Source organism: Alteromonas sp. ABE4_545 (assembly GCF_056161325.1).
On record NZ_JBSWYY010000030.1, the window covers coordinates 24,896 to 36,832 of the forward strand.

General features: G+C 43.6%; 7 protein-coding genes. 2 read left to right on the forward strand and 5 right to left on the reverse strand.

Going from position 1 to position 11,937, the window contains the following annotated elements:
- Positions 1-27 precede the first annotated feature (27 nt).
- From ACXAH6_RS17850 to ACXAH6_RS17870, 5 genes are all read right to left on the reverse strand, one after another.
- The gene (locus tag ACXAH6_RS17850) at positions 28-867 is read right to left on the reverse strand and encodes an isopenicillin N synthase family dioxygenase (RefSeq protein WP_474879039.1); all 840 of its coding nucleotides are present in this window, start codon (positions 865-867) and stop codon (positions 28-30) included.
- Between the two features lie 60 nt (positions 868-927).
- Positions 928-2,139 carry a NupC/NupG family nucleoside CNT transporter gene (locus ACXAH6_RS17855; RefSeq protein WP_474879041.1) on the reverse strand — a complete coding sequence of 404 codons (1,212 nt, stop codon included), beginning with the start codon at positions 2,137-2,139 and terminating at the stop codon, positions 928-930.
- A gap of 13 nt (positions 2,140-2,152) precedes the next feature.
- On the reverse strand, positions 2,153-2,776 hold the full coding sequence (gene udk, locus ACXAH6_RS17860) for a uridine kinase (RefSeq protein ID WP_474879043.1): 624 nt from the start codon (positions 2,774-2,776) through the stop codon (positions 2,153-2,155).
- Between the two features lie 116 nt (positions 2,777-2,892).
- Positions 2,893-3,852 carry a hypothetical protein gene (locus tag ACXAH6_RS17865; RefSeq protein WP_474879045.1) on the reverse strand — a complete coding sequence of 320 codons (960 nt, stop codon included), beginning with the start codon at positions 3,850-3,852 and terminating at the stop codon, positions 2,893-2,895.
- Positions 3,845-4,645, reverse strand: a complete 801-nt coding sequence (locus ACXAH6_RS17870) for a PhnD/SsuA/transferrin family substrate-binding protein (RefSeq protein ID WP_474879047.1) — start codon at positions 4,643-4,645, stop codon at positions 3,845-3,847. The genes ACXAH6_RS17865 and ACXAH6_RS17870 overlap by 8 nt, the downstream gene beginning before the upstream one ends.
- A gap of 467 nt (positions 4,646-5,112) precedes the next feature.
- On the opposite strand from ACXAH6_RS17870, the gene ACXAH6_RS17875 reads away from it, so the two are divergent.
- Positions 5,113-8,265 (forward strand): TonB-dependent receptor, encoded by a 3,153-nt coding sequence (locus tag ACXAH6_RS17875; protein ID WP_474879049.1) that lies wholly within the window; start codon positions 5,113-5,115, stop codon positions 8,263-8,265.
- Between the two features lie 498 nt (positions 8,266-8,763).
- Positions 8,764-11,784 (forward strand): TonB-dependent receptor, encoded by a 3,021-nt coding sequence (locus tag ACXAH6_RS17880; RefSeq protein ID WP_474879050.1) that lies wholly within the window; start codon positions 8,764-8,766, stop codon positions 11,782-11,784.
- Positions 11,785-11,937: the final 153 nt, after the last annotated feature.

The window sequence follows — 11,937 nt, forward strand, 5'->3', positions numbered from 1 at the left end:
AGATTCGCCATACGCTTCACGGTTAACTTAGATAACACCAAGCTCGGTTAAACGTTCGTGAAGGTAGGAGCCTGCAGTATAGCGTTCAGACAATACTACGTCTGGGCGTGGGTGCAAGAACAGAGGCAACGAAATACGCGACTTAGTGGTGTCGACGCCTTCAGGGTTTACCACGCGGTGTGTGGTCGATGGATAATAATGGCCTGATGCTTCTTGCAACATATCGCCAATATTGACGATCAAGTTGCCAAAATCGCAGGGCACATCAATCCAGTTACCGTCTTTGCCTTTTACTTGTAGGCCAGGTTCGTTGGCTGCAGGTAAAATAGTGATTAAGTTGATATCTTCATGCGCTGCTGCACGAATGGCATCAGGCTCTTCATCACCTTTCAGTGGCGGGTAATGCAAAACGCGCAATAAGGTTTGGTCACTACCGTCGATCATCGAAGACAACGGCTGTGCAAACTTGTCGCTAACTTCCGACGGCGCGCATTCTTCAATCCAACCCAATAGCTCTTCAGCAAGACTATTGGCACGACCGTAGTAATCAGCAAGTTGCGGTTTGAGTTCAGCAGGGCACTGACCCCACGGGTAATAATGGAAGTATTCTTTGATGTCTTTCTTTTTAAAGCCTTTTGCCACTTCCGACACTTCACAAGAGAAAAAACCATCTTGTTTGACTTTGTCGTAAGCGAAATCGTGCTTTGATTCGTTATCAAAAAATGTCTGCCAGGCAGCGTAAATCCCCTCTACGATGCTTTGATCGATTGGGTGATTTTTCAATACACCAAAGCCTGTTTCACGAAGTGATTTTGTGAATAATTCTTTGGCGTTTTCTGCGTTATAGTCAACAGCTTCTAGTTTCATTAGAGGACCTTTTAATGTTAACTACGGCATTTAACATGAGCCAGCCGGCTCTATTTTCACTTATGCCAGTGATAAATAGAAACCAGCCAGGGCCGCACTCATTAAATTAGACAATGTTGCTGCGAACACTGCCTTAAGACCCAAAGACGCAATTTCTTGACGTCTCGTTGGTGCCATGGCACCAATACCACCCATTAAGATTGCAATGGATGACAAGTTAGCAAAACCACACAGTGCAAAGGTCATAATGGCCTGTGTACCAGGTGATAGTTCTGCTTGGTATTTGAGGAAATCTAGGTAAGCCACAAATTCGTTAACCACGACTTTCTGGCCAATAAAGCTACCCGCTAATTGTGCTTCTTCCCAAGGTACACCAATGGCCCATGCAACAGGTTGTAGCACAAAACCTAAAATAGATTGGATAGTGAGGTTCTCATAACCCAGTAAACCGCCAGTCCAACCCACAATGCCGTTAAGCATGGCGATTAACGCAATAAATGCCAATAGCATCGCGCCCACGTTTAATGCCAGTTGTAGGCCTGACGCTGCGCCGCTGGCCGCTGCATCGAATACGTTCGCGTAAGCGGTATCTTCAACCCCTGCATCGTTAAGACCATTATTCGGTGCTTGGGTTTCTGGGATCATGATTTTAGCCATCAGCAAGCCACCTGGCGCCGCCATAAAGCTGGCTGCCAATAGGTATTTCAGCTCGACACCCATACCGGCGTAGCCTGCCATTACCGAGCCAGCAATAGAAGCCAAACCCCCTACCATCACAGCAAATAACTCTGATTGGGTCATTTTGGGAATAAACGGACGTACCACTAATGGCGCTTCCGTTTGACCCACAAAGATATTGGCTGCCGCAGACATGGATTCCGGACGACTGGTTTTCAGTACTTTTTGTAAAAAGCCACCAATGAGGCGGATTACGATGTCCATAACGCGCAAGTGGTAGAGCACAGCAATTAAAGACGAGAAAAACACGATGACAGGCAGTACGTTAAACGCAAAGATAAATCCGAGAGATTTATCGCCAACTGGACCAAAGATGAAATTGATCCCATCTTGGCTGTAGTTAATGACGTTCTGTACGAAAACAGTCAGCTTGTGTAAAAGCTGAATACCGGGTTCGAAATACAAGATAAAAGCGCCAATAAAGGCTTGTATTGCGAACGCTCCGCCTACGGTACGCCAACTGATATTTTTTTTATTTTTTGATACCGCATATGCAATAAGCAACAGCAGAGCTATGCCCAGTAAACTTGTCATTATTATTAATCCTTTACATTAAGGCTTGTTGAATATGTGACTTGATCACATCCAATGCGATTTGGTTTTCACCACCTTGTGTCACAACTACATCCGCCGTAAATCGGCTTGGTTCGATAAATTGGTGATACATAGGCTTAACCGTCATTTCGTATTGCTGTGCAACCGATTCGATGGTTCTGCCACGCTCTTTAATATCGCGCATCATGCGGCGCATGAGGCAGATGTCGAGAGGGGTATCAATGAAAATTTTGACGTCGTACAAAGGTAAAAGTTCTGGACGAGCCAATAACATAATACCTTCGAGAATGATCACGGGCGCAGGTTGAAGACGCTCGGTATCGGGGAGACGAGTATGGTTTTTAAAACAATAGTGAGGGTAGTCAACCGGCTCACCTTTGCGCAATGCTTTTAAATGCGCTTTTAATAACTCATGCTCGAAAGCGTTGGGATGATCATAGTTATTCTTTTCGCGCGCTTCCATCGGCAGATGGTCCTGAGCACGGTAGTAATGATCTTCTCGTAAAATCTGAACAGGGCGTCCTTGTTCTGAGAACGCATTAAGCAGATTTTCTGTAAATAATGACTTGCCAGAGCCCGAAGCTCCGGATATTGCGATAATAAGTGGCGATTGCATAATACTTGAAGGCTAACTTTCCTGATGCAAAGATACGCATTTGCCGTCCATGAATCAACATCATCACAGCTGAAAGTCGTCATATTGTGCAGTAATTGTGCTAAATTGCGTGAAATTTACTTGCCGATGATTTCTACGTCCTCTTCTTTTAAGTTTGCAATTGCAAATGAGTGCTGTTTAGAGCGTGAACCTTCCCCTTGTGCTCGTGGCGGGTAGTAACGTTCTTTTTCTAGCGTATGGTGCTCAAAAATCTCATCGAGCGCGGCGCGTACTTCACTCAAGGTTTTATCTAAATTGGCATTGAAATCGGGACGCTTGCGTTTGGTGTGACCTAACTCAATTAGGCGAGAAAACACCTTATTTGCCATCATTGTAAGGTCGGCAGGAATGTCCTGATGATGCATCAGTGCTTTATCTGGGTTCGCAATACAATAGCGCACAAGAGCGGTGTAAAAGCACAGTGGTTTGTTTTGCAATATAACAGGTTTGCCATCTACGCCATTGCTTAGGGTTTTGGTATTGAGGTCAATGATTAATCTAGGCTTAGGTACCTCGATGGGGGCTAAGTCAACAGGCGGCAATTTTGTTGGTTTCGCTTTGCGCTTAATGGAAATCGGCGCAAGTAATAATGCGAAAAGGAAAGGTGCCCAGTGAATGTAAATAGAAGACCATAATGTAGGGAATACAAGCTCTACTTCTACAATTTGTTCAGATGTTTTTAAACTAATGACCTCAGTGGAATACGCGCTGTGATCAATGGCATCGAGCAAGCCCACATGTTGTATAGCAGAGACTCTGGCGTTAGCCCCTGTATTGGCTAATGTAGTGTTAATTCGTTCGATGTAGCTGCGCACAGCATTAACATTCACTTGGGTGTTGAGTGTTTGGTTGCCCACGTCCAAATACGCCATGTCTAAACTAATGCGGCGTTCGATTTGGTCTTTTATTTCATGTCGGTTCGTGAACTCCCCCATGACTTGCCCAATACTGGTTATGACTTGGAACAATACCAGTAACAGCAAGAATCTCGTGATACCACTGCGTAATTGAGAGGGAGATAGTATGCGTTTATCCATTGTCACCACATTTATTCAACAGTTCTATGTCGCGATAATAAGAACGAGGGTGGTTAGCGGCAATGGCTAATACATCTTGTTGTAAAGCACATCTCAGGTCAGTGTTGCGCGTTTGCATTTTTAAATACCAACGCATGCCACTTACCGTTTCTTCTAGCGGCGTAATGTAGTTGCGAGACAATTGTTCGTCATCACCGATACTCCAATACGACGAGATGATGTCGACTTCGCCAGCCAGTAAAGCACGGCGGAGTTCTTTGTGTGAGTTGTAATAACGAATACTCACCGTTGTCTCACTGAGATCAAGGCTTTTTAAAATGTACTTTGGTACTATGTGGCCTGACCGTGAACTGGGGTAATCCAATATACCGATACGCTTACCAAGTAGGTATTCCTTCGATAATATGGGCTTTTCTTTTAGTGCAATAAAATAAGCACTGTAATCCGGGTGAGCGGCGAACGCGTCATATCCGTATATGCGGTCAGCACTAAAAGCTTCAACGACATTGCTCTTTACTAAGGCTAACTCTGCTACGCCATGGTTGATATAGCGAAATGTGTCGTAGTCGTTCTGACCCACAGTAATACGCACATTGCCAAACTGACGTTTAATCACAGTGTCTTTGCACAAATATTCAATGGCAACCTGAGCCATCGCCGATTCTGTTAAATAAACGTCGAAAATGTCGTTATTGTCAGAGAATGGCGTGTCGCAGGTGTAAATTTCACCAATTTGGGGCGGAATGTCAGAAAATTTATGTAAATTTTGCACGTAGCCAACCACGCCACTCATGAGAAATGCGAGAGCGATGAAAGCAAGGCGATATGTCTTTACGTAACTTAACAGAGACAACAAAACATCTTTTTAGTTTTATCCAATGTGTTAATTTCACCAGTTATACTTATTTATTGCAATAAGTAAGTTTACTTTAAACAAGTAAATTGTTGTAAATTATAGGAATTTGATGGGTAAACCTGAATTCCGTTAAGCGGTGTTTACTCAAGCTGGTAAATGTAATCAATAGTGCACGGTGAAAGGTCAGACCGAGATGTTCAGCGAATAAATAAAAAAACTGACCAAATGTTCAACTAAAATGCGCTTTCACGAATATTTTCAGGTGATTGAGTGCTGTGAAAATAGACAAAAAGTGTCATAAAGTTGAAACAAATCTGCTGAACAATTGCCGCGAAATAAAGATAGGTCCAGTGCCGCTAACGGTACATTAATAAAACGGCTTTAAAGCATATAAGGGAAACACAATGATTAGTAAATCGAACTTCAGTCGCGTAGCGATTGCGGTTGCGCTTTCGGTTGGTGTAGCAACATCAGCAATGGCAGCAACTGGTCAATCATCAGCGATGCGAGGCACCATCGTTGGTCCTCAAGGCAACCCTGCCGCTGGTAGTACAATCACTATCCTTCACCAACCTTCAGGTACTGTTAAAGAAATTTCTGTAAATAGCTCAGGTTCTTTTAACGCTACTGGTTTGCGTGTTGGCGGTCCTTACACCATTATCGTTGAGTCTGACAAGTTTCAAGGTCAGGTTTTCGAAAACGTATACCTAGAGCTTAACGACACATTAGAACTAGACGCTAAATTGAAGTCTCTTTCTGACGTTGAGAAAATCACTGTAACTGGTTCTCGTGATTTCTTCGCGAACAATGGTTCTAGTTCAGTGTTTGGCGAAGAAACTATTGCTAACTCAGCTACGTTTAACCGTGATCTTAAAGACATCGTGCGTATGAACCCTCTAGCGGTTGTGAGCGCAGACGGTACTGAACTTAGCGTTGCAGGTGCTAACCCTAAATATAATTCTCTAACCGTTGACGGTGTGGGTGTAAACGATACATTCGGCCTAAACTCAAACGGCTATCCTGCACAACGTCCACCTATTTCACTAGACGCAGTAGGTCAGATTTCTATCGACGTTGCACCATTTACTGCTCGTGCAGGTAAATTTACTGGTGGTAACATCAACGTTGTTACTAAGTCAGGTACAAACGACTTCCACGGTTCTGTATTTTATGAATACGTACCAATGGCTGGTACAGCGAAAAATGACCGTGAAGGCTACGAAGTTGACGTAGACAACGAAGAGACCACGTTCGGCATTTCTGCTGGCGGTGCTATCATCAAAGATAAGTTGTTCTTCTATGCAAACTATGAAGAGTGGGAAGAAGACGTACAATTTGATTACGATCTAGATACCCTTGCTGGTCACAATGTTACAACTGGCCAGCTAAATGAAGTACTTGACGTCATGTCTAGTGTTTATGGTCTAACTGACGAAATCGGTAGTGCACCTTCTCCAGACAGCGATAAGAAAACTCTTATTAAGTTAGACTGGAACATTAATAACGACCACCGTGCTGATTTTACTTACAACTATCAAAAAAATAGCAGTGCGCGTAACTACACCAATAGCAGCTCTGTTTTGAATCTTAAGTCCAATGGTTGGTCAATGGATTCAGATACTAAGCTCTATACAGCGCACCTTTACTCTGATTGGACAGATAACTTCTCGTCTGAAATTAGTGTGTCGTACAAAGATTACGAGCAAGCGTCTAACACTAACTCTCCTTGGGGCGAAATTAACGTACGTACGTCTCGTGAAGTGACCAACCCTGACGGTACTACTAGTGAAGTGCGTGGTACGATTGTTGCGGGTCAGGACGAAAGCCGTCAGGCGAACGAACTAGCCAACGAAGTATGGACCTATGCTTTCCACGGTATCTATCTTGCTGACGACGTAGAATACAAGTTCGGTGTTGAAGTAGAAGATACTTGGAACTTCAACTTGTACGGTCGTGATTCAGCAGGTACTTGGGCATTTGATAGTATTGAAGATTTTGCTAATAAAGCGCCTAGTCTAGTTGAGTATGCAAACGCATATACTAACGAAATCAATGATATCGCTTACGATGTAGATAGCACATTGTACTCTTTGTACGGTGAAGCAAACTTCGAGCTTTTCGACGACTTCATGGTGACAGCAGGTCTTCGTTATGAATACCTAAGCGTAGGTAGCAAGCCAACGTTGAATCAAAACTTTGTAGACACCTATGGTTTTGATAACACTGAGAACCTAGATGGTTTCGACATCTTTTTGCCTCGTATCGGCTTTAAGTACAACGTGTCTGACGACTTAACTATTCGCGGGGGGGTTGGTCGTTATTCTGGTGGTTCTCCGTTGGTTTGGATCTCGAATGCTTATACAAACGACGGTGTAACAAAAGACGACACTTCTACAGAATCAATTGATCCGAGCGAAGTGGACTTCACTTCAGTGCCTCAGTCATTACAAGACGACCTAGCTGCTGGTACTGGTTCGACTAACTCAATCGAACCAGGTTTTGAATTGCCTTCAGACTGGCGTTATCAGTTGGCTGCAGACTATGTATTTGACGTGCCAGGTTTGGGCGATTCATTCTCATGGACAACTGAGTTAACTTACGTTGATCGTGAAAACGCGGTTTATTGGAAAGATTTGGCTCGTACACCTGAAACAACGTTGGCCAATGGTCAAATCATCTATACAAGCGTTTATGAAGATGAAAGCTTGCAAGATAACTACGACATCCAGTTAGCAAACGCTGATGATGGTGGCCGTAGCATTATCTTCACAACTGCATTGTCTAAACAGTGGGACAATGGCATTTCAATGAATGCTGCTTACACTAACCAAGATATTACAGAAGCGAACAAAGGTACTAGCTCAACTGCTGAGTCTAACTACATCTATACAATCGCTGTTAACCGTAACGAGCCTATTGTAGACACTGCATACTACGAAACTGAGCACCGTTTTGTACTAAACCTTGGTTACTCAACTGAATTCTTGGAAGGTTACAAGACTAGCTTCAATCTATTCTGGGAACGTCGTTCAGGTCGTCGCTTCAGCCATACACTTGGTTTCTACAACGACAGCTACTTGGGTGACCAATCTGCACTAGATTCTGGTGATTACATGGTGTACTTGCCTTCTGGTGAAGACGATCCGTTATTCGATTTCGAAAATGGTTTGAGCTACTCAGAAATCATGGCGATTGCTGAAGAAGCAGGTGTTGCACAATACGCGGGTGGTTTTGTACCCAAGAACGCTGGAAGCCAGCCTTGGGTAACTAACATCGACCTAGCTATCTCTCAAGAGATTCCTGGTTTTGTTGAGGGCCACAAAGGTAGAATTTACCTCAATATCGACAACCTAGCGAACTTGCTAAACAGCGATTGGGGTAAAGTGTATCGCGTGAACTATCAAAGCATTGATTTGTTCGACTTACGTCGAATCAATGATGATAACCAGTATGTTTATGCAGCGGCTTACGACGGTGATTCGGGCCAGAACTGGGATACGTTCGTAACTGAAGAGTCTACATGGCGTATTAAAGTAGGTGTTCGTTACACTTTCTAAGTGTAAACACACTACTTAAATAAAAATAATAAGAACCTAACGACGTAAAAGCCCCTTGGGAAACCTAGGGGCTTTTTTATTTGCCATTTTTACCTCTCACTCAATTCTTCTCAAACGTGTGTACGTTTTCTTGACCACGTGTTCAATAAATCATCATGTTGTTAATTAATTGTATTTAAAATCAGTTGCTTACGAAATATTGATTAAACTTTACAAACTGGTTTGATCAGCGTATAAATTAGTAGTATGAAATTTGTTCACGGCCTTGTTGTTCACCCATTATTACTGGTGTGCAGCTGGGCATGTGCTGTTTCAAATGTCATTGATAGGTCATATTACTATGTAAATATTTGGCTGATTGAACCAAGCAGTAGCTATGCTACTAATTCTTGGGTGCAAAAGTATTCGCAGTTAAGTTGTCGCGTTTCAAAAAGATAAAGTCTTTTCCGTTGCCATGACGGGGAAAGCACACACTTAAAAACGATAGGGAAACACACAATGATCAATACACGTAAACTGAATCGCATTGCGATTGCAGTCGCTCTTTCTGTCGGTATGTCAACGGCAGCAATGGCGCAAGTGACGTCATCCGGTATGTCTGGGCAAATTGTTGGTCCAAACGGCAATCCAGCTACGGGGACGGTGATTAAAGTTACTCACGTACCGACAGGTGCGGTGAAAACGACAACTGTGAATGATGCGGGTACTTTTAATTTAGACGGTCTCCGAGTGGGGGGCCCTTACACGATTGAGCTTGATTCAGATACTTACTCTGATCAAACGATTGAAGATGTGTATTTGAGCCTAGGTGAAACGGCTTCTATTTATCGAGCACTGGAAAGCGCATCAAGTGTAGAGCGTATTTCTGTTACGGCTTCACAAGTAAGTAGCTTGTCATTCGGTAAAATTGGCCCTGGTGCAGATTTTGGGTTACTTACGCTGCAAAATGCGCCAGCCATTAACCGGGATATTACTGATATCGTGCGTATCGACCCTCGTGTTTATGTGGACGAAGGTGGTAGTGGTGGCATCCAGTGTGTGGGTAAAAGCCCCCGATTTAACAGCTTGACTGTTGATGGTGTGCGAATGAATGACTTGTTCGGTCTTAACTCGAACGGCTACCCTACAGAAAGAATGCCTTTTTCTTATGACGCCATCGAAGGCGTTGCTGTTGAAATCGCGCCATTTGATGTTATTTATGGCGGTTTTTCTGCGTGTAACATCAGTGCGGTAAGTAAAACCGGTACGAATGAAATTCATGGGTCTGCGTTTTTCGATTACGGCAGTGATGAACTGCGTGGTGATTCGCTGGAAGGCGATAATATCGATATTGGTAATTTTTCAGAGAAGCGTTACGGCTTCACTGTAGGTGCCCCTCTGATTAAAGACAAACTCTTTATTTTTGCCGCCTATGAAAAGCTTGAGGGCGCTAATATTTTCGATCGTGGTGTGTCTGGTTCTGGCGCCATTAATGAAGTGGCTTTGACCCAATCTCAATTAGACGAAATTATTCGTATCTCTAACGAACTTTATCAATTCGACCCAGGTACAGTTCCAACAAGTATGGCCAACGAAGACGAAAAATTGTTGGTTAAATTGGATTGGAATATCAATCAGCAACATCGTGCGTCGCTTACCTACAACTACAATGATGGGAATAACTTCGCAGAGTCTGACGGTGATTCAGACGAATTTGAATTGTCTAGTCACATCTATGAGCGTGGTGCAGAGCTTACTTCATATTCAGGCGTATTGTATTCAGACTGGACAGACAAATTCTCGACAGAAGTACGTCTTTCCTATATCGAAGTTGATAACCGCCAAAATTCTCTGACTGGCGATGGTACGTTGGGCGGTAACGATTTCGGTGAAGTGAAATTATTCTTGGATGACGTTACTGTTTACCTGGGTTCAGATGATAGCCGTCAGGCAAACGATTTGGACTGGGATGCACTGAGCACTATGTTCCGAGGTAACTATTACTTCGACAATGGCCACACGCTGACATTTGGCTACGAAAGTGACGCTCTAGACGTGTTCAATATTTTCGTACAGCACGCAGAAACGTCATTGTCATTTGGCAGCATCGCTGACTTTGAAAGTGGCTATGCCAGTGATATCGAGTATGGCTATGCCTATTCAGGTGATATAAATGACCGTGCGGCAAAATGGGGCTACACAGCACACAGTACTTATATTCAGGATGAATTCTATCTCAATGACGATTTGAAAGTGATTGCAGGTTTGCGTTACGACTGGATAACATCGTCTGACCACCCAGAAGAAAATGCTGATTTTGTAGCCGGAAATGGATACAGTAATTCAGCGAATTTAGATGGTGTGGACTTACTGCAGCCTCGTATCGGCTTGAACTATACCCTTAATGACAGCACGGAACTTCGCGGTGGTATCGGCTTGTTCTCTGGTGGTAACCCCAACGTTTGGATGTCGAACAACTATTCCGGTACAAACGTATCCGGGGGTGAAGTTGATGGCGGTGACTTTGGTTATGACGACGGCACCCGCAGCTTGTTTGACGACGACGTAGTGTGGGTGAATGTAGAAGACGGTGCGCCAGTAGGCCCCGGTTACGGTGTACCAGAAGAGCTTGACGCCCTAATGGACAGTGGCGCAGCAAGCAACTTTGAGTCGAATAACCTTGATCCTGATTTTAAAATGCCGAGCGAATGGAAGCTTTCTGCCGGTGTGACGCATGTAACAGACAGTGACTATATTTTGAACGCTGATTTGCTAGTTACCTTCACTCAAGACCAAGCGATGATAAAGTATGTCGGTATTGAGGAAGTGGGCTTTAATGATGAGGGATATGTTAGTTACGAGAGTGTCGGTTATGGTTCTTTAGAGTTAACAAACTCGAATGAAACATCAACGTCTTACTCATTGACCACTACTATGCAGAAGTCTTGGGAGAATGGTTTGCGTTTAGTTGCGGGTTATTCATATAACCACGCGGAAGACGTGCAGCCGATGACCAGTTCTGTAGCCTTCTCTAACTACCAATATCGAGCTTTTACTAATCCTAATGAAGACGTGTCTTCATTGTCTGATTGGAACATTGAGCACCGCTTTACCGCTGATTTTAGTTACGTAGTAGAGTTGATTTCTGGCTTAGAAACGCGTTTTAACATGTATGCGGTAGCACAGTCTGGTCGCCCTTATAGCTTTGTACGTACCGATGGTAATAGTGTATTCGGTTATACACCATACCTAGACAGCGACAGCGTGTTACCTATTGGCGTTGACCGTAACAGTGAAGAAAGTGGTTGGTGGACAAAAGTTGATATTGCAGTTCGACAAGAAATTCCTGCATTTGCAGAAGGTCATTCAGCGTCTGTAAGCTTGGTGATTAATAACTTTACCAATATGCTCAATGATGATTGGGGTATTTTGGAACAAGTGAACTACAACACGGCGCGTATTGGTGACACATCGCCTGAAAGCCGCCAAGGTGATGCATCACTTTGGGAAATGCGTTTAGGTATTCGATACAACTTCTAATGCGTTATTTCGCCTAAAACTGAAAAAGCCCGGTAAACCGGGCTCAGATTGATGATAAACCCCTCTTTTTTCAGAGGGGTTTATTTTTTCTAGCAGCCGAAGGCTGCGATCGCGATATTTTTTATAGCAGCTTTATTGTTCGAGTGTTGGGTT